This is a genomic window from Sphingobacterium sp. JUb56, assembly GCF_014191365.1.
GTDB lineage: Bacteria > Bacteroidota > Bacteroidia > Sphingobacteriales > Sphingobacteriaceae > Sphingobacterium > Sphingobacterium anhuiense.
Map to the genome: position 1 here is coordinate 158,895 of NZ_JACHWL010000002.1, position 24,854 is coordinate 183,748.

The following is a 24,854-nucleotide window of genomic DNA, read 5'->3' on the forward strand; positions in this document are numbered from 1 at the left end:
TGGTTGGAATCTCTTAAAGAAAAAATGTTATAAAATGTTAAACTACTATTTGTATTTAATCTAAATAAACATATATTTGTCCCGCAATAAAAACTCAATCACCTACACAACTAATTGAAATGGAAATAGTTAATAAAATGCCACAATCCCATATCACTTTAAAAACAAATTCATAATACTGATAACATGTTAAAGTCAACCTACATTTTTATTATATCGTTATTATACTTAAGCTCGCTAGCACAGGCTCAAACATCTCTTTCGGGATATGTTAAAGATACCTTTGGAAAAGGAATAGAAAGTGCTACGGTATCTGTCATCGGAACCGATACCCGAACCTCCACAGATGTAGACGGTTTTTATAAATTGAAGATAGCTTCCCAACAGAACCTTAAAATTGAAGTGACTTCTGTGGGGTATATTACACAAAGTATCCTGTTGAAAAATAATGAAACATACAAAAACTTTCAGCTAAAAAATGACGAACGCATGCTTGAAGCTGTCAATGTGAAGGGACAAACGGAAAATCAACGACGGGTCAACGAAATACAACGGTCAGGATTTAACGTTAATGTTATTGACATGAATCGATATGCCAATCAAACCGCCAATGTGAGCCAGATTCTTCGTACAGCACCGGGTGTTACCTTTCGGGAAGATGGGGGTTTAGGTTCAAATTTTGTTTTTCGGATCAATGGCCTGGCAGCTAAAATTTATATCGACGGCGTACCTATGGATGATTTTGGTCCCGCCATGTCGTTAAATAATATTCCAGTCAACTTAGTTGATCGCATTGAAATATATAAAGGTGTTGTTCCAGCATTTTTAGGTTCGGATGCATTAGGCGGCGCAGTCAACATTATTACTAAACAACGGAATAGACACTTTCTTGATTTAAGCTATAGCTATGGTTCTTTCAATACCCATCAGGCTTCACTAGTGGGCATGTATACCAACCCCAAAAATAAATTATCGGTACGTACCAATGCCTTCTACAACTATTCGGACAATGACTACAAGATGTATACAGAAGAAAAATACGGTGTAATTTTGGAAAAAGTAGTCAACAATAAATTCGTACCTATTGCTGAAGCGAGACGTTTCAAAGACCGCTATTATTCGAGCATGGGTCAAGTAGAAGTGGGCCTACGAGATAAAAGCTGGGCTGATCAGTTTTTTGTTGGTCTGACTTATTCGGGCAACAATAAACAAAATCAGCTTGGTGCAACGATTAATAAGCCTTATGGTGGTAATTGGACCGAATCGGCTTATATTATGCCGACCATTAGCTACAAAAAGCAAAACTTTCTTGTAAATCGCCTATATGCCGATATCTATGCCAATTATGGCTTTGACATTACCCGCAACCGAGATACGGCTAAATATAACTATGAGTGGACTGGCATTCCGATCACCAATGGAACAGGTAGTCAAGCTAACCCCGAGAAATACATAAAAGATAATACCAATAGCGTACTTGGAAGAATAAACTTGAACTACGATTTTGATGAGAGCCGCAACCAAAGTTTAAACCTCAATTATAATGTCAGCACCAATGACCGTCAAACCTATGATAAAATTTTAAATCACAATAGTTCCGGATTACCAAAGAATATGGTTAAACATATTGCCGGATTAGCATGGCAAAGTCAATGGTTTGACAAACGATTGGTTGCCAACCTTGCTTTTAAATACTATGGCATCGATACCTACCAAAAGATTGATGAACGGAAATATGATGCTAACAATCAATACGTGAGTGGTGACATTGTTACGCAAACAAGATATTTGGGGTATACAGGCTATAGTGCAGCTGCCCGATATCGAATATTCAAAGATGGTGGCGTGAAGTTCTCTGCCGAACGTGCCTACAAGTTGCCCGAGATGACTGAAATATATGGCGATAATTTCAATATTCTTGCCAATTGGGATTTAAAGCCTGAGAATAGCGATAATCTCAACACTGGTTTTTACTACAATACATTCTTTAACGAAAACCATTTTATCAATGTTGATCTTTCCGCTTTTTATCGCCTGGCAAAAGACTATCAAAATGTACGTGTTGTAGCAGATAATGGACAGGACAAATTTCAGTACTATAATATTCCGGGGGTAAAGATCTACGGTGGAAGTTTTGAATTTCGCTACGGCTATAAAGATATCATCACAGCCGCATTAAATGGAAGTTATGACAGAGCCATCGACAATCAGAAATATACCGATGAGACAAACCAGCAAGTTAACTTGACCTATGGCTACCAAATTCCTAATCGTCCTTGGGTCTATGGTAACCTTGATCTGGGTTTTGCGCAAAACGACTGGTTCAGTAAAGGCAGCCGCACACAGATCAACTGGACGACGCAGTATACCAAATGGTTTTATTTAAGCGATAGCCATCTTGGTTCACTGGCATCCAAAAACTATATTCCAACGCAGCTCGTCCACTCTTTGTTGGTCAGCTATTCGTGGAACCGCAACCGTTATAATATTTCCGGTGAGGCCCGCAATATATTTGATGAACGTGCGTATGACAATTTTCGTCTCCAAAAGCCCGGAAGAGCATTTTTTGTAAAATTTAGAGTTTCAATATTATAATTAACTAAACATCCTTAATAATCATGAAAAAAAATAGACTATTTGGCTATTGTACACTAGCTGCAGTGCTGATATCCTCATGTAAAGACAGCCCTAGTATTCCTGAAGTTATAGAAAAAATACCATCCAAGTATTCAGTATGGGTTGCGACAGCAAATGGATCATATCTCCTGACAACCGATGAAATCATGAAAGACACTTTATTATCACCTGCAAATAATAAAGGGGTTGATATCACTGGTAACTTGCCTCAAGCCCGATACGCAGGTTATGCTTATGTTTTTAACGGTTCTTATTACCTATCCAATGATGGTACACGTTTTAGCAAGCATCAATTGACAGATGCCGGAGAGTTTAAAGAGGTTGATAACTACGCTTTTCCGAGCGATTTTTATCTTGGAAAAGTAGCAAGCCAATTCAGTACCACTGATGAAATCGTCTTTACATCTACAGGCGCCAGTGATGCAAATCTGGAGAAAAAAGTATTTGAAAAAGACATTTACTTTATGAATACTAAGGATATGACGCTCAATAAGACATTAAAAGCCCAGATTCCAACCTTAGATTATACGGTTTACAAACCAGATGGCAGTATTGATCCAACCATATTAAACGTAACCAGTATGCGCATTAGTGGTGGCAAAGCATATTTCGGGTTCTTTTATTACAACGTCGATTATAAGCCTGTCAACACAAAAGCTTACGCTTATATCTGCGATTACCCCAGCATGGCAAATGGCCATATCATGAGCGACGATAGAGCGAGCTATGTTGCAGGTCACTGGCAAAGAGAAAACTATTCATTCCTTGACGACAATAATAATCTATATCTTTTAACCAGAGGCAAGACAGATGGTACTTATGCGATTTTGCGTGTAAACAATGGCCAGACCAGCTTTGACAAGAGCTATCTTTACGATCTTAAAGACTATGCTGTAAAGGGAGGGGATTTAGCTTGGTTAGGGGACGGCAAGGCTTATATCAGACCTTATGTGATAGATGTTGCCAACAAAAAGATCATCGCAAATTTAGCTGAAATGACTGGCGGAGATCCAACAACTACAATTAACCTGATCGAAAATGGCAATCTTTACACAGCCGTAAAAACGCCTGCATCAAAGTGGTTCATTTATGAGTACAATATTAAAAATAACAATGTAAAAAAAGGTGCTGAAATAGATCCTGGCGTTACACAGGTTTATCATATCAATAAGTTGAAATAATTCAAAACATAAAAGCCACATCGCAACGTTGTATCACCGCGAGTTAGACTCTTTTTATTCACAGTCAACGCGATGTGGCTTTTCATAAGTGTATAAATAATTAGTAATTTCAAACTATCTCTATTCATGCACTATTATTCGATTTTTTCAATATTTCTATAAGAGGCATCTCATTAAAAGATGATATCTTTTCTTCTACTTTCGGGCATCACTTTCAAGAGTTCCATTTTCCCATTTTTATAAGTACCTTCAATAACCGTGTTTTTGAAAGCATATACTTTAAAATTTACATCCCAGTCTTTTGGCCAAGCCGGCAACATATAAATCTTATCTCCGTCACATTGAACCAACATTTCCTGTAAGGTATTCATCATATTGCCAACACCATCATAATCTGGCTTCCAATCGTGCGGGCTATCCATGTATCCTTTAAATCGAAAACCTTTTAGATACGCACTGCTGCGGGCTTTAATATCTTTAGCTGCTTCTGCTGCGAGTCCCAAACGGGCAGCAAAAATTCCTGTTTGATACCAGCATACCCGACCTGGATTGGGCATATTGAAATAGGCTCGCTCAACTTCTTTAATATTGGGTTTGTGGATCCCATAAATCCGAAATGGAAATAAACAATATAAATCCGGTGCTTCATAATTTGTTCTTTGAGGATTATAAAAAGCGGCATTGTCCACCACAACGTTCCCAAGACTATCCTTTTTCTTAGGCAGATCGGGAATAGTGGACAGCATGCTAGTCCAATTCTGTTTATCTTCAGGAGTTAATGTACTTTGAGGTAGTTTTAAAAGTTCTTCTAATACATAATGTAGTCCGGCAATAGAAGGCATATCATTGACAACATCCTTCCAATATGTTTCTAATCCGTGGCTTGGAAAAATATGTAACTTGCCCTGCTCATCTTTCTTAAAACGTGTATTGTAAAACTGAAGTGCTTTTCGTGCCCAAGGCAACGCTTTTGTTTTTAAAAACGCTTCGTCACCGGTATAATGATAGTAATAGAGCATCATCACTGACATCTCTAAACATTGTTGCCATATATCTTTTGTATATTCTTCAGAATATACATCGGATTCCAATCCAAAATCGCCCATTCCCGGTAAGCCGAATGTACTGATACATTCCTGCATATAGATACCCGATGCACCATAATATTTGTTTGATCTGGCTTCAAAAGTCTTCGCTTGCTTGATGTAAAAATCAAAAAACGGTTTCATCATGTCAAAATTACCCTGTGCAAACTGTGGTAGGTATAAAAAGCGCACATTCTGCCACCAGTAATTCACGCCGTAAAATCGATAATCTGCCGAGTAATTCTTTTGACGTACATCAGGTCCATAATAGGCATACTTTGGATCTACATTAAAAATTCCTCCCTGGAACCGAGCAGGAAATTCATTCCGCATCTGACAGGCCATCTGATATTTAGACAGAATATAAGTCTGGGTGTACGTTGATAGACTATCAGAACCATTATTGATATCAATCCATCCTCTATTCCAAAAATCTGTCCACCACTTAGCGGTTTGTTGATAGGCTTTTTTAGGACTAGGAGACTGAGCAATCCATCGAGCAATTTCCTTTTCCCAAGTCGCCGGATCAGGCGTTTGCCGGGTATAACCGGCGATCCGAATATCAATGTTTTTTAATGGTCTCTTGGTGTATAAAACGCTATCAGAAAGACTTACTAAACCTGAAGCTTGGATATAACCACCAAAAGTATTATCCTTCAAGGGATCAATAATCTGATTCGCAAAGTCTTCCATTCCTTGTTTCTTAATGTGCACAGGCACACTACTATAGGCATTTCGATGATACCAAGCAATAACATCCGTTTTTTTAAGAAAAACATCTGCAGATTCCCAGGCTTCTGCCCCGTCCGGAACTCCGGTTCTATAGAGCCAGGTAGAAGCAAGTTCTTCCGTATTGAGTTCATGTTTATTTTTTCTCCAGTTTTCCAAAGTCACCTTTACCTGAACTGGTTTTTCACTGTATCCAGAAATATACATCACAGGAGAGTTTGCATCAATAAAGATCTTTAAATTTAACTCCTCTCCTTTTTTCCCCGCTAAAATTTTTAATGTTCCTTCTTTCAGATTCAATTCCTGACGAAAGGGCTTCCCTTTAAAAAAAGGATTATCTGAAAAGGAAATCCTGACCCTTCCTAACTTCAGCAGCCGCTGTAATTCAGAATGTGAGTCATTACGTGACAGATATAGTAAAAGATCGCCATTCTCTTCTACCCAGACGTTACTGCCTAGACTGCCATTACCAATTGGAACATTACCTGTTTCGTTGATAGATGGCGTATTAAAAACGATTTTATAGTTATTCTTCTCTTCCTGCGGAAATGCTTCGAATATCAGCAATTGCACTATAAACAAGATGGTTAGTCGGAGTCTACTCATTTTTTTAAATATTTTAAATGCAAACTGCAGATAGCACAACTTTCATAAATTATAGGAGATCGATCAAATCAATGTGTCAATACGAATTGATCTATTAATAGCTTGCCTAATCAACTTTTAAAATAAATAGATGCTAATAGCTGCAATTGGTTATTATTAAATTGTTTTTCTTCCTATAAAGCTATAGAGTAAAGTCATAAAGTATGCATTCAATATTAACATGAAATACATGCATTATTAACTTCTTTAGAAAAGGGCTAAATGACTTATTAAATGATGCTTAATAATTTATCAAAGAACCAGGTAGGATTACTTTTATAATTTAAACTATCTTTGTAAGACAATCTCTTAACACTGTCAAGATGGATTTTGAAATCTTATTGAAACAAATTGATTTTATAAAAGAAATCGATAAGGTCAAATACATACAACGGAAAACTAAATTGTTCAATAGTAACCGTAATGAAAATGATGCGGAACACAGTTGGCATCTGGCGATGATGGCATTGATTTTGGCTGAACATGCAAACGAACCAATTGATGTATTGAAGGTGGTAAAAATGGTTCTGATCCATGATATTGTTGAAATTGACGCTGGAGATACCTTCATCTACGATACGCAAAAAAATCATGTTAATACAGATCAAGAAAGACTAGCTGCTAATCGAATTTTTGGCCTGTTGCCTCAAGAACAGTCGAAAGAATTTATTGCAGTATGGGAAGAATTTGAGGAAGGTTTAACCGCTGAAGCTAAGTTTGCGAGAACAATGGACCGACTGGAGCCTCTCTTGCAAAACACTTCAAATAATGGGGGAACCTGGAAAGAGTTTGATGTTGATTACAGTAAGGTTATCGAAAAAAAGAAAATCATTAATGAGGGATCTACTACGATATGGAAGTATGCTGAAGAACTCATCAACGAAAGCGTGGAAAAGGGTATTTTAAGAAAAGATTAAACTGCAAATAACTCATTTATTCTAGTTGGTCGAACGTTTTAAGGTAAGAACTGTGATTTCGGGCCATACGCCCACCCTGCCTTTCAGACCATGATAACCGAAGCCTCTATTGACATATAAAAATTTTCCATCTCGTTGGTACAGCCCTGCCCATTGTTTATAAAAGTACTGGATAGGACTCCATTTAAAACCAAAAAGCTCAATTCCAAATTGCATACCATGCGTATGACCGGCCAAGGTGAGATGAACATGTTTAGCGTGATCTACAGTAACTGCATCCCAGTGTGATGGATCATGCGACATTAGGATCTTAAAGGAATCGGCAGGTATAGCAGCTGTTGCTTGATTGAGATTGCCAAACTGATGGAAACCGCCTTTGCCCCAATTCTCCACCCCGACTAATGCAATACGTTGTCCATGCTTATGCAGTAAGACAGCTTCATTAAGTAATAATTTGAAACCCATCTCACTGTGTATTTCTTTAACACGCATCAAATTTGCCTCTTTAAGTGATGTACTGGACCATTTGGTATAATCACCATAGTCATGATTCCCTAAAACAGAATACTTCCCATAAGGAGCTTTTAAGGTGGTAAAAAGATCAATCCATGGATCCATCTCGGAAGCCATGTTGTTGACCAGATCTCCTGTAAATAAGAGCAGATCACTGTTTTGGGCATTCGCAAGATCAATACCTTTCTGTACACCTTTGATGTTACTTAAACTACCAGAATGGATGTCGGACAATTGTGTAATGGTAAAACCATCGAAAGCTTCGGGTAAATCTGAAAAATGTAAGATCTCTTTTCTAACCCTATAAAAATGACGACCTCTAGTCAGCCCGAAAATAATCGCCAAAAAGACTATGCCAGCAAGTGCTGCGACAAGTTCACTGACGTAAAAATTCCTGGGCGGAAAACTACGGAATAGTCGACCAATGTCTTCCAATAATAGAATCGGAACAGAAAATAATTTTGGAATAAAGATAAGCAGCATCGCTGTGATCAAACTCGATGCATAACGCTGAATATCGCTAATACGTTTCCGCAGAAATATAGTGACTATAATAGCACCCAGTACAACAATATCAATAAGCCAATAAATGACATGGATCAGCGGATTTGAAAAAAGTGTAATTATTACCTGATAAAAATAAATATCTCCTATCAGGAATAGTAATAAAATTAAAATAAGTCTCTGTGCCATATCGAATAATACTATATAGAGTAAGGCGAATGCCGTGCCAAAACATAAAATGAGTTACAGAACATTTATTCCTATTCGACAGGTATGCGTAAAATTACTAATGTACCGCCACCTTCTGGAATTTCTGTAATAGAGACACTTGCTTTTTTACCCAATAATTGTATTCGCTCGTGACTGATCGTACCTGATAATGAACGATGTGCAGGATCAAAATTACTTTTTTCAGTTTTACCACTATCTGCAATCTTTACTTGTAAGATATCTTGTTCTATCTCAAAATGAATACTGATATCTCCTAGACCTTCTTCCAAATCAATCCCGTGAAGTATCGCATTTTCTACATAAGGTTGTATAAGCATGGGCGGAACCATAATTGCTCCCAGATCATGTTCGCTTGATTGTAATATAGTATATCTAAATGCATTTTCATAACGCATTTGCTGTAAGCTTAAGTAGTTTTCTAACGTTTCAATCTCCTCATCTAGAGGTACAAGATTTTCACGGCTGAGCTCCAGACTGCTACGCAATAATCGACTAAAACGGTTGAGGTATTTGATGGCAATTTCTTTTTTATCCAACCGCACAAAACTCTGTACAGCGGCTAATGTATTAAAGATAAAATGGGGTTCCATCTGTGTGCGTAACAATTGTTGCTGCAATAGTATTTTTTCTTTTTCTTGAAGATAACGACGTTGACGAAAACTATAAAACAAAAACAATACGGTGACACCAAGGAGGATAATACCTAAAACAGATACGGCAAGCCATAAACGATTTTGTTGCAATTGCAGTTTATTAATTTTTATACCTTCATTTAATTTATGAATAGAGCGATCTTTAGTCTGCAACTGATGAAGAGCATTCATTTCTGCAACAGCTTGTGTATTTTCTGTCTGATAGATTCCTTTTTGTAATTCTGCTGTTTGAGTCAATACCGCTATGGCTTCATTTTTCTTTCCCTGTAAATTGTACAATGACGCCAAGCTTTGCTGATAAACGAGATCACTGTCTGCGAAAATTAGTCCTGTATGTTTTTCCTTTAGAAATTTTGCTTTTTCAAGAAATTGTGAGGCTAATGTTGCGTGTTTTTGAGCCGTATAAATAGCTGCAATATTGCAGTAATCGATAAAAAGATTATTAATTTCACTCGAAGTTGCCTCTTCATTGTACAGATATCCATCTGATTTAATTTTAAGAAGCTGATAATGAAGTAACGAATCAAGTTGCTTATGTTTTTCAAAATATTGAATTTTAGAATCGTATAGAAAACTAATATTATATTTATTAGGGTTCTGCGCATGTAACACTTCCAGTTTTTGAAGATAAAAAGCCATACTATCTGCTGGCCTCTGGCGCTTATTCAAAGTCTGTATCATTTGTACCAGCACACGTTGTCGATTAATATGTCCTTGTGGCAATGAATCTGCCATAGGCAAAGCAGCACGGTTCATTTTTTCAGCTAAGTCATATTGAAAGCTTAAGAGGTTACTTTGTGCTGCAGATAGTAACATAGATGTTTTTGCTATAAATGACAGATCTACCGTTGAGTCTGCTAAAACAATTGCGGCTGCTTTGTTATAATAATAACTGGCTTCTTTCATCCGGGCTCCCATACTCAAAACATTCCCCATCCCATTGTATATAAGCGCCTTACTCTTAAAATTACCATCAGTAGGATCTATTAATTCAAGTGCGCTTTCGATCAGAACGCGAGAAGAATCATTGCCCAGCATACTGTAGAGCCTTGCCAATTGATATTTAACGGTTGATGATTGTATGGTATCATTTTTCACAATGGGGTTTCGATCGAGTTTTCGCCAAACAGTAATCAATGAATCTCTATTGGTGGGATTAGCTCCTACTTTTTCCAAATCCTTTATCTGAACCGAAATGGCATCATCAGATTTTGCCAACAAAACTTTCTTGTTATTGTCTTTACAAGATGAATAACCTATAACCATCCATAAATAAAAAATAAGTAGCTGTATACGTATCATTTTTTCAAAAAAAGTTGGGTTAATATCGTATTCTTCCGTCGTGTAGAGATTGGAATCTCTTCTTTATTTTTCAGAACAATATATTCGGATCGGTTAATGCCTGAGATATATTGCTGATTAACCAAATAAGACTGATGCGTGCGTAAGAAATGTGGAGCTGGCAAAAGTTCCTCGTAATACTTAAGAGGTCTTGAGATAAGCTCCTTATCACCATTACTTAAAATGAAAAGAGTATATGGACCATCACCTTTACAATAGACAATATCACTAACAGAAACAATGCGTGTGTTATTAATGGAATTCAAAACAATACTTTCTGGTAATTCACCTATCTGGATTGAGGTCTGTGCTAAAGACAATTGTTGCATCCATTGCGGATTATTTTCCCTTCGACGACGATATCGCTCTAATGCCTCCTGGAGCTCTACCTCATCAATAGGCTTGAGCAGATAATCGAGTGCTCCGTACTTGATGGCCTTTATAGCAAAATGATTATATGCAGTAATGAATATTATATTTTGTGGAATGGGCGTTAATTTTTTCAACAAATCGAATGCTGTTCCATCTTTGAGCTGAATATCCATAAATATTACATCTGGTTGCTTTTCTTCAAGCAACTTAATGGCTTTATGTACGCTGTCTGCCCAACCCACAAGTTCGGTATTGGTTTCTTGCTGTATCAGGTAAGCGATCTCTTTACGAACTGCAGGCTCGTCTTCTATTATGGCAACGGTTATCATCTTTTCACTTTTAGCTATTGTAAAGATAGTATATTGTAAGTGCTCTAAAATAAATTCATTTTTTAAATTTAACGATATAGCAATAAGAAATAAACATTTGGAAATAGTTTAAAGATCAGCATCGAGATTGGAACGATCATTTTTTTAAGTTCTATTCTCATAAGATGATAATCGAATAACGTATTGAATAACAAAAGCGCCAGATCTTTATTAGATTGGCGCTTTTGTTATCTATTGAACTGGATACTTATGTTTCCTGATCAACAACAGGACATACTTATTTCAATATTTTAAAAGATTTTGCTTGTTTCATTACTTTAAAAAAAGCAAATGCACATAAAATCGACATTGTAGTAAAAAGCAAATCAATAAATAAGATATCATATGATTTTGTTTGAAATGTATTCCAGATCCAGAGATTTGTGGTGATACCATTTACAATCGGTACTGCCAAACCCAAAATGGTTGATAAGAATAGGGTATGCTTGTTTACTTTCGTTAGATCACGCAGTATTAATAAATAGATGATCATCACTAACCAACTATAAAAATAAAGACTATAGATAAAACTCTGATTTACGACAGCTGAAAATTTTATGACAATAAAGGTAAATGCAGTAATAGGAAGCATACTCAATGACATGGATATGAAAAGATTGGCTGCCCAAAAATTAAACTTCCTTTTATATGCAGGAATATTAGGTTTTTCCCGTGCAACCAGCCAAATCATAATGCCTGAAATAATGACGACACAACCCAGTAAACCCAAAACGAAATAAACGATACGCAAGGTTCTGCCTCCAAAATCTCCAAAATGAAGGTGATAAACCAAACTCTTAACCCAATCAACATATGTTGCATCTGTTGTAGGTGATTTCACTGATGAAGGTTTTCCTTCAGCGGCTTTCATAAGAACGTAACCAGATCCCGCAAAACTAGCGCTGGGTTTAGGTTTAGTTTCTAAAGCAATTTCCATACTTTTATCTCCAAAATTTCGGATATAAAGTCTCGAAATATCCGATTCTGGCCATTCATTCATCCAGTGGTTTACAAATGCGTTGACATCTAATTCTTTGGATAAGGGCTGATAACTGTAAGTTGGTTCCATCGCTCTGTTATACTGAAGCTCCTGGTATAATTTATTCTGATCACCATTGTAAATTAATTTACTAAATGGTGAAATCAATACATAATTGACGATAAGAACAACTCCTGTAATGGCAAATATCAATTGAAATGGAAATCCGATAACTCCCAAAACAGTATGCATGTCGGTCCAGACTGTTTTCCATTTACTCCAGGGTCTAAATAAAAAGAAGTTATTTTTAATCTTATCCCAGTGAAGAAATAAACCTGTTATCAAAGCAAAAAGAAATAAGAATGAAACAATACCCGCTAGAAGGTAGCCGAAAGGTGTTCCGAGTTGGATTGGAATCTGATTGAGTGGAGCTAAGAAATGTAAGCGGTATAAAAACTCACCCATATTATAACCTTCTTCATAAGAACTTTGCGTCTTATCTACGAAAGAGTGTAAAAAATAGGCCGAATCTTCATTTTTTTCACCTCTTCTCTTTCGACCTTTCGCTTTTTCGGTTTTTGGCTTAGGTTTACTAATAGTGGTATCTTGTGACACACTCATATTGACATAAGTTCCGTGCCCTTGTCGCAATAAATAGAAATCGAAATTTCTACCTTGGAGATTATATTTTGTTCCCATCGAATCCAATATATAATTGAAGTCAGCGGGAGCTTCTACATTGCTAAGCGATTTACCTTTTTGCCATGCAGCGATATCATCTTTAAAAAAAGAGAAAGAGCCTGCAAAAAAGATCACATAAAGCAGTGCTGCGATAACAATACCACTGATCGTGTGGGTATGAAAGTAAATATTATATTTTCTTTGATCCATGGTATAAACTTAATGATTGATAATATAAGGTAGCGAAAACAATAAAGTAAGGCCAATATAAGTTAGTGCCAACCGCCACAATTTAGGCTCTAAAAATGCCCAGAATAATAAAAATGCCCAAAGTAAATATCCGGTAAAGAAGGCCGTAGCAATTACATTTTCTGGTGGAAATAATGCTGTTAATAATACATGAAAACTGATCATGACCGTATAACCACCTAGGGTTCCCAACAAAATACGACAAAGCCTTATCCAGGGAGATTTTGTTAAATATTTTTTATTAGCAGGCATATATTAATGAATAAATACTTCAATCAGAAATGAACATAAATAAATTCCTAAAACTACACGATAACCAAAGTAGGAAAAAGGAAAGAAAAAGACTCCTAGACAGCCCATACACATCAGGATAACAAAAAAAGCAAATATTCCACTTGCTATACCTACAGTATAAATCAAGCAGGCAATAGCTAATAGGAACAGAACTATTGCTATTGTACGTGATTGTTTTTTTCGATCGGCGAGATAGGCCCAAAGTTTGGATTTATTCTTCCACGCAATACGTTTGGAAGTATTCATCCATAACATAAATGCAATAAACAATATTAAACATACTGTACTTATCATAATGAGAAAAGCAAATTAAAAGATAGAACTTGGGAATCTCTTTGAGATTCCCTTATGCTCTACCTGTTATTGATATGAAACAATTTTTTATACTAAATATTTATTGAATACGTGTGACAGCAGTTATTGATCCACCTTCAACTTTCAAACCCTGTGTTGCTACTGCAGTAGACGCATTAACTTTATACACATAACTCACCGCATCTGTTAATGCAACTCCAATAAAAGCATTTCCATCTTTTGCTGTATAATTATTATATGAAATTTCCTTAATTTTACTTAGTTCAGGCATTCCGGTTACATCTTGGTATGTTTTATTATAAACATCGAGTATACCGATACGTTTCCCATCTGCATACCCCCCTTTTTCTGCTTTTGTGGTCATTTGAACTACAAATTTCCCCTTACCTACATAGATCCAATTTGTAATGTTTTTTCCACCGCTGATAGCTTCGATATCGATATAATATGCTTTATCAAATTCAGTAGTTCCAGATTTTATACGTAAAATAGCAGAAGGTTTTTTAGAGGTAATAGCTCCACCTTTTGTGGCTACTGCTGAAGAAAAAGCATAAACATCTCCTTGCTCATCAACGGCTAATCCATCTCTAAAATAACGTCCGATATAACTCATTCGATCATCTTTTATTACCTTATCCAATTTCATTTCGGGGTATGAATATACCGCAACATATGCACTATCAGGATAAGCGGTGTCAAATGCTGCTTTACAGCAAGCCTGAATGGACATATAAGGAGCATATACTTTATTTCCGACTTGTTTTATCCAAGTGAAGAATGCTGACTCTCCGTTTCCGGCAACTTTTTGTACATTTATAGTTCCTTCTCCTGCTAACAAGAGATTATCGGTATTCAATCGATAATAATTTACCAACGGATTAGTCATTGCTCGTGTAATTTTCATCATCACGATGTCTTCATTGACAGGTGCAAAAGCCTGTACAGTTTCTGTCACAAAATCAGAAAGCTTGTTTAATCTACCATCTAATAAATTATAAACGGCTACTGCTCCGGGGTTACCTTGGCCGTAAAGCATAGAAAAAAACTTATTATTGTGTGTAACGTAATAACGATAGGTACCATCTTGCTCCACCCCCTGCCCAGCTGTGGTCACTCTTCCCGATTCCAGATCTGGCGCAGTCAGTAAATAATCTGCCACACCTGTTGATGCAACAGGTGAAACTGCCAGTACATAATTGCCCTTAACTGTATCAAGATCTATTTTATCCTTATCGTTACATGACACTGTCGTGCTTGCTAAAAAAGCGATGGCAATCACGGTTTTAAGTGTATTATTCATGCTATATGTATTAATATTTAGAATTTATTATTTGTTTATTTATGATCACGCTGAAAATAATAGCGTAAGTTAATCGCGAAAGAGCGTCCCGGTTTTTGCAGACTAAAATTGTCATAAAGATTTGCATTCGCCAAATTGCGTCCCTCAACACCAATATTATATTTACCAGAACCTAAGCTATATACAAGATTAACATCGTGGCTTAACTGTTTAGGAATTTGTTTTTTATTTGCAGATGAATTTCCACGACTAGGCCAATACAGCCAAAAATCGTGCACGTACAATAGATTGTAACCGACCGTTAGCTTATTATTTTTCCCACCAAAATCATGGAATGAAACATCTACATTGGTATTTCCAAATAGATAAGGAATATTTGGCATCTGGTCATTATAAACAGGGCTAACTCCTGTATACCCTGGTTCATACTTTTGCTTATTCTGTAAATACTGATAAGTCAATGAACCTCCAAAATTCAAAAAGTTTTTATAAGAATAATGTACATCTAGGTCTCCTCCACGTGTGCTTACACCATCGCGGTTGTCAGCCACCAATTTCGACTGATTGTTGTTTAATCTATTATAAATAAAATCAAAAGAATAGCGATATATCAGATTTCCAGCTACAGAAAAACGATGATCATCGCCCTGCTTCCAGCCATATATAGCTCCCAAATTAATATTGTGACTACGTTCGGGTTTGAGGTTACCATTGGCTTCTTGATTTTCCAGATCACCAAAGATCTCGTAGGAAGTCGGCATTCGATTGGTCATTTCATAAGAAGCTTTTATCTGTAGATCCCGCTGAATAAAATATGTAGATGCGAGTCCATACCCGAAGCGGGTAACTGAAGCGGACTCAGCTTCCTCAAGTTTATTATTCTGTGTGATCATTTTTCCAAAAACTGTTGTACTCCAATGATCTTTGACATCATAACTATAGCCTAAACCCATCACGTTTTTGATAGAACGTTGGCCTTGTTCAAGATTACTATTTTGAGGATTGAGTTCATCCTCTCCTTTACGGTTAAAAGTAGTCGCGACATTACTTAAAGAAAGAGACTGACGATCAGAAAGTCTATAGTTAGCTGCTAAAGATGCAATACCTTCATTGTTTTTATAAACATACAGCTGTCGACTACGCTCCCCATTGGTACCCATTTCTTTATAATTACCGTACCAATCGTACCGTCTATTCAGCGTATCAATATTCTGTTCCTTACCAAAGTTGTAGTTAGCGTTTAAAGTAACATCCAGACCCTTTATCAAATTATTTTTCTGATATTTTAAAGTCGGCATAACTGTATTTCCGCGACGGTGCCAACCTCCAAATACCGAAACCATACGGGCTCCGGTTTGGATTTCTTTGTAGTTCTGCCCCAAAGTAATACCTAGCAATAATTTGTCTGCATAACTTTTATTGGACACGCCAACCTGAGCTACTAAAGCCTCATTATGGTACTTATCATGAAACCGCTTTACTTTAACATTTTCTTTCGATTCCCAAGTATTGATATTAGAGACTAATGTTGTTACGGTATAATCGTTGTCTGAGTAATTTTGATAGGCATTTAACAATACCGTAAGCCCGTTTTTATTGGTAACACCAGCATTGACAGCTGTTCGGTGGGTATTAAAAGAACCATAGGAATATGAAGCATCTACAAAGGTGCGTGCTTTAGTAGACGTGACAATGTTAACAGCTCCCCCTAAGGCATCAGAACCTAACCAAATGGGAACAACACCTTTGTATACTTCTACTCTTTCTGCTAAATTGATCGGTATATTATTAATTTGAAAAGAAGTACCGAAATTGTCCATTGGAATTCCATCCAAAAAGAAACGGATATGATTACCGGAGAACCCGTTAAGTGTCAGACTCGTATTCGAACCCACACCACCTGATTCACGTACACGTACACCAGATACTTTATCCAGTGCATCTGCAATATTTAATGTTGAATTATATAATTTTGTTGCATCTATCGCTGTAACATTGAAGGCTTGACGATTTATCTCTTTAATTTTTGTAAGCCCCATCACTTCTACTTCATCGATCCCTTGACTATCATCTTGCATTTCGATAAGAATAGGACTATTGAAGTAATTGGACAAAACCACTTGCTGTCTATTGACCGTGATTTTACCAACGGCAGTTATTTGGATATCAACAGTAGATTTGTTATTTGTAAATGAAAAATTTCCATTTTTATCAGCACGAATAATTTGTTGATCTATTTTTACTGTTGCGAAAGGAACCACCTCAGTCGCAGATCTTACCTGGCCTTTATAACTATTGGTTTTATTTTGCGCTACGCCATTCAAAACGCATAACGACATACCAATAGTCAATATTATTTTGCTATTTTGCATTGTCTTTTAATTGTAACACTTTTAGGGATATACTACATGCTTAACGTAGTAGTAAAGGCAGCCTAATTACCGTTAGACTACCTTTGGCGTCATTCTAGAATTACCGTTCTAGATGACGCTTTTTCTTTTATTTTACTTGAAAACTTGCGGTAAGTCCCTGCCAATTCTTATTGTAGGTTTTATCGTTCCAAGTTCCTGATTGATCGGCCATATGACTGTTTTCGATTACGTAAGTACCAGCCCAGATAGCCTCTGCCTTAATTTTACCTTGACTATCAGTCTTATAGTTTTTGCTCCAACCGTTTGGAGACATCACTAAAACTTCTTTATCAGCAAGCGGACTATTCCCACGTAACAACTGAATTTCTACCAGATCATTTGTTTTAAAGATTTTGTTTTGGAAGATAAAGTGAGCAGCTAACGGTATTGCTGCATATGCAGCGTCTTTACCTACTTGAATTTGGCTTTGCGCTAAAAATTCGTATCGTGTGGTGCCTCCAAGTTCTTTCGCAGGGTGAGAAACAAAGATCTGATAAATACCATCTTTAGCAGGTACAAAACTAGCTTCTAAATAATCTCCTTTATCAGTAAGTTTTAGTTCAACCTTATTCTCAGAATTTACAAGATTCAGTTTTAACTGATTCAAGTCAGAATACCAGTCTTTTGTTTTTTCAATTTCTCCAGTTGCATATTCTCCGTAATAAACCCGGATGGTATGAGATTGATTTTTAATACCCACAGGATTACTTTCAATCCAAATCGCGTGAGCTTGAACTATTTGGTTACCGCCAAAAAGTACAATCATCGCAATTAATAGTTGCTTAACGTAGTACATTGTTATTTAGATTAATTAAAGATAATGGACAAATATACAAACATTGACAAAATATCCAAGTCAATTTATTAATTCTATTAAATGAATTTATATGCGGAGTATAATGGTTTAGTGGATTGGCACCCGTAATTACCTTTGAGCAATGAAGTATTAAGAAATACCAAAATATCATTGTATGAAAATTGATTACTCATTTCTATCTTCTGTAATTGTCTGAAAACAATCACAAAACCAGAGAAAACAAAAGAGGTTGTATCTGATGATACAACCTCTTTTGTAACGTTTAATAAAAATCTATGGAACCCCTTATAATGAAAGTATCCATTTAACAATTTCATTCGCATCCTCTTGCTTTAATGATGGATGAGCAGGCATGGCTACCTCACCCCAGACACCGCCTCCACCATTGATGATTTTCTTAGATAACAACGATAATGCGTCCTTATTATCTTTATAGTGTTTAGCAACTACAGTATATGCAGGACCAACTGATTTCTTGTCGATACCGTGACATGCTTGACAATCAGAAGCTAACACTAAAGCTTCTCCTTGTGGTGTATCTGATCCTTCTTTATGCCCCAATGCTCCGTTTGCTTTATCTAAATCTTTATAAGTCGTATCACTTGGTGATTTTTTTGCCGAAACAGTTTTATTAACACGTTTTGAAGCTAATTCACCTGCATTATAATCGATTCTTGATATTGCTGCATCTGCATTTTTACTGAACCAACCGTTACCATATTCTAAAAGATATATTCTTCCATCAGGACCAACTTCCATATCAATCGCAGAAGCTAATTTTGTATGTGGCATAAATGGTTCCATTTTATCAAAGTCTCCATTTGGTAACATAGTGACTGCTTTGATCCATCCTCTAACCCAATCGTAAATAAATAGCTTGCCATCATAGTAATCTGGATACCTCGTTTCTTTTGGATAAAGATCCGAATAGTATACCGGCCCGGCCATCGCATTACGCCCTCCTGAACCCACCTGTGGAAAATCTGTTGATTCTGCATAAGGATACCATATAAAGGCCGGTTGTGCGGCCGGTAATTCTTTTATACCGGTATTATTCCGGGAACTATTAATTGGCTTTTGAACCTCAAATGCCTGTCCACTAACTCCAGTTTCATAATTATACGGATTGTAGGCATAATTATTACCTACGAAAAATGGCCACCCGAAGAAGCCTGCCTTACGCGCTTGGTTTACCTCATCATATCCGCGAGGACCTCTACCTAAACTATCGGTATTGGCATCAGGTCCCACTTCTCCCCAATACAAGAATCCATTTTTCGGGTCAACAGATATCCTATAGGGGTTTCTATTTCCCATCACGTAAATTTCAGGTTTTGTATTTGCCTGTCCCTCTGGAAATAAATTTCCTTTTGGAATCTGATATGAACCGTCTTTTGCTATTTTTATTCTCAAAATTTTACCACGCAGATCATTGCTATTTCCAGAGCTACGTGCGGCATCATACTGCTCATGTCCAGCCCTATCATCCCGCGGTGAATAACCATTGCTGACAAATTTTTGATCCTTTTCGTCAAATGGTGTTGAGTTGTCTCCTGTTGATAAATAAAGATTTCGGTCTTTATCAAATGCCAAAGAACCACCAGTATGACAGCAGATATCTCGTTGTGAATAAAACTGAAGCACAATCTTTTCGGTTCCGAGGTCTAACTTATTATTTTTGAACTCAAAACGTGACAAACGATTAACAGATGTATCCTTTGGACTATAAAAAGCGTATATATAATGATTATCTGCAAAATCCGGATCTATTGTTAACCCCATAAAGCCTTCTTCTGCATTAACATTGGGTGTTTCAGTTTTGTGATAAACATCTAACAGTCCCACTTGAGTTACTTTTTTTGTTTCTTGATTGTAATGAAGCAATTCTCCCCGACGTTGTGCTACTAAAATATCCAAATTAGGAAGTATGGCCATTTCGGTAGGTTCAAAGAACTCGCCTACAGCCAGTGAAACTTTCGTAAATCTTTCCTCTTCTGGAACTCGCTTTGTTTTAGCCTTACCATAATCTAATTCGTAATTATCTCCGATTGCATATTCGATAGCACCTAAGATGTGCTTTAAGAATAAAGGGTCTGAATAATCTTCATCTTGATGACCTAAACCTGTATAAAAAGAACGGCCACCATCAAAATCATGATACCAGGCCATTGGTGTCTCGGCCATTTGTTCTGGATTTGCATATACCTCCTTATTGATATTCATTAACACATGGGTAGCTTCATAACGTTTTTTAAAGACATACCACTCATCTGTATGTACCCAAATATCGGGAAGCATTTTTGTTGCCGGATGTTTTTTATCAACCACTGTTAATCTTCCTTCTTTGACTTCAGGATGAGTAGCAAAGTATCCACCTACCAACCTTCCATACCAGCCCCAATCATACTCGGCATCGGCAGCTCCGTGAATACCGACAAAACCTCCTCCAGCTTGTATATAACGCTCAAAATCAGCTTCCTGATAATTATTCAAAAGATCACCAGTCGTATTTAGGAATACCACAGCTGAATAATTTTTTAACGAATCTTCGGTGAACAAATCTGCATTTGTTGTTGTATCAACATCAAAGTTATTTTCGAGTCCTAACTTCTGGAGGGCAATATTTCCTTTTTCAATAGAATTATGGTGGAAACCTGCAGTTTTACTGAAAACCAATACTCTTGGTTTTCCGGACCTCTTTTGATGGCAAGAACTCAAAACTGATATAAAAATCAATAGTAAAGAAATCTTAGACAAAAGTGTTTTAATCATAATAAATTTTAATATTATCGGTTGTACTTACTTAAATTTGTATTCTTGACATAAAGATGCAACTATAACCCCACTCATACTAGCTTTATTTTAGCCAATATATATATTATTTTGCTGATCCATTTTTAGAGGCTATTTTACCAGTAATATGAATATTTAGAAATCATAGCTTAATATTAACCGCAACAGTCAGTATATTCACTTTGTTACACAAAATCCTTTTAGCAAGCACAAAAATTACTATATTTAAATTTTTAAACCTAGTACTCCATATGAAATTAAACTATTTGAAGTTCGGAACAACCGGCCTATGCTGGTTATTTGGAACGACATTATTACTAGCCCAACAGCTAACCGATCAATCGGAAATTAAACTTAATGATCTTGCTGCCTTCAATGCTACAGGAAAATCTTGGACTATTGCTGAAAAAGTAATCTCTGACCCAAGAAATGAGAATGAATTGAAAGCTACAAAAGGATCCGGTATCCTTGTTAACATCACTTCTAATAAAATGAAGGGGTCTGACTTGTTAACAAATGCAGTTCATGGAAATATAATTCTTGAAGTGGATTACTTAATGGCAAAGAACTCAAATTCAGGAATCTACCTACAGGGAAATTATGAAGTTCAACTTAAAGATTCTTGGGGAGTGCTGCAACCCATGTCGTCTGACAATGGCGGTATATACGAACGTTGGGATGATGCTAGACCAGAAGGATCCAAAGGTTTTGAAGGTTATGCTCCTCGTCAAAATGCAAGCAAAGCACCGGGTCTATGGCAACACTTAAAAATTGCATTTCAAGCGCCTAAATTTGATGCTACAGGAAAAAAGACTGCAAATGCGAGAGTTTTAGCTGTGGAACTTAATGGTGTTTTAGTTCAGGATAATGTTGAATTGTTTGGTCCAACGGGCGGAGCGGCCGATAAAGAAAAGCCGTTAGGTCCACTGCGTCTTCAAGGCGATCATGGTTCAGTTGCTTTTCGAAATATTAAAATATCAAAACTTCCCGAAGAACAGATTAATGTAAACAATAGAGGCGGTGGTGATGCTGACCCTATTTATATAGATGCACCTTCTAATACCATGATTAGAAGTTTTGTGAATTATGCACCTAAGTTGCTTGCTGTTCACGCAATATCTGTCGGCAGTCCATTAAAGACACATTACAGCTATGATTTGGACAATGGCCTATTGTTGCAGGGATGGCATGGCGAATTTATTGATGCCACTCCTATGTGGGACGGTAGAGGAAACGGTACTTCTAGAGCCCGTGGAGCAGTAACTTCTTTTGTAAAGAAAGCTTCTCCTGCTTTAGCACAGCTGGCAACGGTTCAAACCACATGGCCTGCTGACAGTACTGGTAGTGGATTTAAAACTAAAGGTTATATTATCGACAATGAGGATAGACCACAATTTAAATATAATATATATGGCGCTGAAGTCACTGATATCATCACAGTTTCAAATGATGGTAAAGGACTGAACAGATCCATAAACATAGACAAAACTGTCCCTAACTTGTATGTTTTACTGGCAAATGCAAGTTCAATTGAAGAACTAGCGAAAGGCTATTACCTCGTTGATGGTCAGTCTTATTACCTTGAACTTGACAAAGGTGCTCCTAAACCTATTATTCGAGATGCTAACGGAGGAAAAGAATTAATCATTCTCCTAGACAAACAATTAAATTATTCTATTTCATTCTAATTGAGAGAGTACAAATATTATATGAAACACACTTTTAGAATGCTAGCAATGCTAGCTTTGAGTTTTGGCTATACTGTTTCCCAAGCTCAAGAAACACCAAAAGAAGAAGATTTTTTTAAGATCATGAAAGTAAGAATGCCCGAAGGACCTGTTTTAGAGGTTGGTGGCCTGGTTACTTTACCTAATGGAGATCTAGGCATATCCACCCGTAGAGGTGATGTATTTATTGTTGAAAACCCCACCAGCAACAGACCGTACTTTCGAAAATTTGCAACGGGTCTTCACGAGATTTTAGGTCTTGCTTACAAAGATGGTGCGTTATATGTTGCACAAAGAGGTGAGCTAACGAAGCTAATTGACAAAAATATGGACGGCAAAGCTGATGTTTATGAAACTGTGTATGCTTGGCCTTTAAGCGGACATTATCATGAATATAGTTTTGGTCCTAAAATCGCATCTGACGGTTCTTTTTTCGTATCTGGAAATGTTGCTTTTGGTGATGAAGAATGGTGGCGCGCAGAAAGTCGTGTTCCTATGCGTGGATGGATTATGAACATTAGCGCAGATGGAAAAATGCAACCATGGGCTGCAGGTGTGCGTTCTCCAGCAGGAATAAATGTGATTGACGGTCAACTCTACTATACAGAAAACCAAGGTGACTGGGTTGGTTCCGGAGGATTATGGAAGGTCAGTAAAGGAGATTTTATGGGACATCCAGCCAGTTTAGTATGGACAAAAAGACCTGATTCACCGTTAAAGTTATCATCTGAATCTTTCTATTCTAAAGTAGATGAACGTCGTATCAAAAATGCGGAAGGTCGCTACATCAAACCTGAAAATAGAGTCAACGAGAATTTCAAAACTGTATTTGAGATGAAAAAAGAAATTCCAGAGATTCGTTTACCGTCGGTATGGTTGCCGCATGGTATTCTTGGTATTTCAAACTCTGAACCGGTTAAAATTCCGAAAGGCACATTTGGTCCATTTGAAGGACAATTACTCGTTGGTGACCAAGGTATGAGCATCATTTCACGTGTTTTCTTAGAGACGGTAAATGGTGAAGAGCAAGGCGCCGCATTTTTGTTTAAGAGTGGTTTCCGTTCTGGTGTTTTGAGAATGGCGTGGGGACAGGATGGATCTTTATTTGTCGGTGAAACCAACCGTGGGTGGGGTTCTGCAGGTGAAGCAAATGAAGGACTTGAGCGCTTAGTATACAACAACAAGACGCCTTTTGAAATGAAAGCAGTAAGAGCTATGCCAGACGGTTTTGAGATCGAATTTACACAACCTGTAGATTTAAAATCTGCTGAAGATCTAGCTTCATACAGTGTTGAAAGTTTCATCTATAAATACCATCCTGTATATGGTTCTCCTCCAGTAAATAAAGAGACTTTAAACATAAAAGGAGTTAAGGTTTCTCCTGATGGACTAAAAGCAAGAATTGTTGTCGATGGTTTACGTGAACATTATATCCACACCATAAGTGTAGATGGTATTCGTGAGAAACAAAACTTTTATTCAATTGTCCATCCTGAAGCTTACTATACTTTAAATGCAATTCCATCTGGAGAAAAACTAGCAATAAGTGCACTTAGCACCAGAAATTCAACTCATGATCCTGTAGTTGATGTTACAGCTAAACCGGCAGAAAAGACAGTAACAGCAAATAATAAAACTGTTGCCGGTAAAAAAACTACGACTGTTAAAACAAAAAATACAGAAGCAAAACCTGTTGAAGCAAAGGCTAAAGTAAATGAAGTGAAAACAGTAACTAAAGCTCCTACTTATGCTGAGGTGAAGGGAATATTGACTAGCAATACTTGCTTAGCCTGCCACAATCCTACGAAAAAACAGATTGGACCGTCATTCACTGATATTGCAAAACGCAAATATTCAAATGAGAAAATTTTGCAGCTCATCTACAACCCTAAACCAGAAAACTGGCCTGGGTATGCAACAGAAATGCCGCCTATGCCACAAGTTTCTAAGGCTGATGGATTGAAAATTGCAGCGTATATCAACTCATTAAAATAATGAGTTGATCTTTATCAACGTATTATTAAAAAACAAAGCCATTCTTAAAAAAGAATGGCTTTGTTTTTATTCTTGAAAAGAACATATATTGTTCTTGATCGGATTTTACTGTGAGTC

16 protein-coding genes are annotated in these 24,854 nt (G+C 36.9%); 5 read left to right on the top strand and 11 right to left on the bottom strand.

Translation table 11 applies throughout. The features are described 5' to 3' along the window. Positions 1 to 186 precede the first annotated feature (186 nt). Both FHR29_RS20240 and FHR29_RS20245 read left to right on the top strand, forming a co-directional pair. Positions 187 to 2,595, top strand: coding sequence for a TonB-dependent receptor domain-containing protein (locus FHR29_RS20240; RefSeq protein ID WP_183916905.1), 2,409 nt, complete (start codon positions 187 to 189; stop codon positions 2,593 to 2,595). 23 nt (positions 2,596 to 2,618) lie between these two features. Continuing rightward, a complete protein-coding gene (locus FHR29_RS20245) occupies positions 2,619 to 3,818 on the top strand; it encodes a hypothetical protein (protein WP_183916908.1) in 1,200 nt (399 codons plus the stop codon). Between the two features lie 173 nt (positions 3,819 to 3,991). Here FHR29_RS20245 and FHR29_RS20250 read toward each other — a convergent pair whose 3' ends face one another. After that, complete coding sequence (locus FHR29_RS20250) at positions 3,992 to 6,238, bottom strand: DUF5703 domain-containing protein (RefSeq protein WP_183916910.1); 2,247 nt, start codon at positions 6,236 to 6,238, stop codon at positions 3,992 to 3,994. A 362-nt stretch (positions 6,239 to 6,600) separates the two neighbouring features. Here FHR29_RS20250 and FHR29_RS20255 point away from each other — a divergent pair, with 362 nt between their 5' ends. Continuing rightward, positions 6,601 to 7,194 (top strand): HD family hydrolase, encoded by a 594-nt coding sequence (locus tag FHR29_RS20255; RefSeq protein WP_183916912.1) that lies wholly within the window; start codon positions 6,601 to 6,603, stop codon positions 7,192 to 7,194. Between the two features lie 21 nt (positions 7,195 to 7,215). Here FHR29_RS20255 and FHR29_RS20260 read toward each other — a convergent pair whose 3' ends face one another. The 10 genes from FHR29_RS20260 to FHR29_RS20305 all read right to left on the bottom strand — a co-directional run bounded on the left by FHR29_RS20260 (position 7,216) and on the right by FHR29_RS20305 (position 20,994). After that, entirely contained in the window at positions 7,216 to 8,400 is a 1,185-nt protein-coding gene (locus tag FHR29_RS20260) for a metallophosphoesterase (RefSeq protein WP_183916914.1), read from the bottom strand. A gap of 71 nt (positions 8,401 to 8,471) precedes the next feature. Beyond that, the gene (locus tag FHR29_RS20265) at positions 8,472 to 10,397 is read right to left on the bottom strand and encodes a sensor histidine kinase (RefSeq protein ID WP_183916916.1); all 1,926 of its coding nucleotides are present in this window, start codon (positions 10,395 to 10,397) and stop codon (positions 8,472 to 8,474) included. Continuing rightward, the gene (locus tag FHR29_RS20270; RefSeq protein ID WP_132842741.1) at positions 10,394 to 11,137 is read right to left on the bottom strand and encodes a LytTR family DNA-binding domain-containing protein; all 744 of its coding nucleotides are present in this window, start codon (positions 11,135 to 11,137) and stop codon (positions 10,394 to 10,396) included. The genes FHR29_RS20265 and FHR29_RS20270 overlap by 4 nt, the downstream gene beginning before the upstream one ends. A gap of 277 nt (positions 11,138 to 11,414) precedes the next feature. Further along, positions 11,415 to 13,046 (bottom strand): PepSY domain-containing protein, encoded by a 1,632-nt coding sequence (locus FHR29_RS20275; protein WP_183916918.1) that lies wholly within the window; start codon positions 13,044 to 13,046, stop codon positions 11,415 to 11,417. A 9-nt stretch (positions 13,047 to 13,055) separates the two neighbouring features. Continuing rightward, positions 13,056 to 13,337 carry a hypothetical protein gene (locus FHR29_RS20280; protein WP_021189975.1) on the bottom strand — a complete coding sequence of 94 codons (282 nt, stop codon included), beginning with the start codon at positions 13,335 to 13,337 and terminating at the stop codon, positions 13,056 to 13,058. A gap of 3 nt (positions 13,338 to 13,340) precedes the next feature. Beyond that, positions 13,341 to 13,673 carry a hypothetical protein gene (locus FHR29_RS20285; RefSeq protein WP_183916920.1) on the bottom strand — a complete coding sequence of 111 codons (333 nt, stop codon included), beginning with the start codon at positions 13,671 to 13,673 and terminating at the stop codon, positions 13,341 to 13,343. A 100-nt stretch (positions 13,674 to 13,773) separates the two neighbouring features. Next, a complete protein-coding gene (locus FHR29_RS20290) occupies positions 13,774 to 14,994 on the bottom strand; it encodes a DUF4374 domain-containing protein (protein WP_183916922.1) in 1,221 nt (406 codons plus the stop codon). Positions 14,995 to 15,029: 35 nt separating this feature from the next. After that, complete coding sequence (locus tag FHR29_RS20295) at positions 15,030 to 17,366, bottom strand: TonB-dependent receptor domain-containing protein (protein WP_183916924.1); 2,337 nt, start codon at positions 17,364 to 17,366, stop codon at positions 15,030 to 15,032. Between the two features lie 127 nt (positions 17,367 to 17,493). Beyond that, a complete protein-coding gene (locus tag FHR29_RS20300) occupies positions 17,494 to 18,201 on the bottom strand; it encodes a hypothetical protein (protein ID WP_183916925.1) in 708 nt (235 codons plus the stop codon). 306 nt (positions 18,202 to 18,507) lie between these two features. Beyond that, complete coding sequence (locus tag FHR29_RS20305) at positions 18,508 to 20,994, bottom strand: ThuA domain-containing protein (RefSeq protein ID WP_183916927.1); 2,487 nt, start codon at positions 20,992 to 20,994, stop codon at positions 18,508 to 18,510. 272 nt (positions 20,995 to 21,266) lie between these two features. Between FHR29_RS20305 and FHR29_RS20310 the strand changes: the two genes are divergently transcribed. Together FHR29_RS20310 and FHR29_RS20315 are read left to right on the top strand one after the other, a co-directional pair. Next, complete coding sequence (locus tag FHR29_RS20310) at positions 21,267 to 22,703, top strand: DUF1080 domain-containing protein (protein WP_183916929.1); 1,437 nt, start codon at positions 21,267 to 21,269, stop codon at positions 22,701 to 22,703. 21 nt (positions 22,704 to 22,724) lie between these two features. Further along, positions 22,725 to 24,737, top strand: a complete 2,013-nt coding sequence (locus FHR29_RS20315) for a c-type cytochrome (RefSeq protein ID WP_183916931.1) — start codon at positions 22,725 to 22,727, stop codon at positions 24,735 to 24,737. Positions 24,738 to 24,854: the final 117 nt, after the last annotated feature.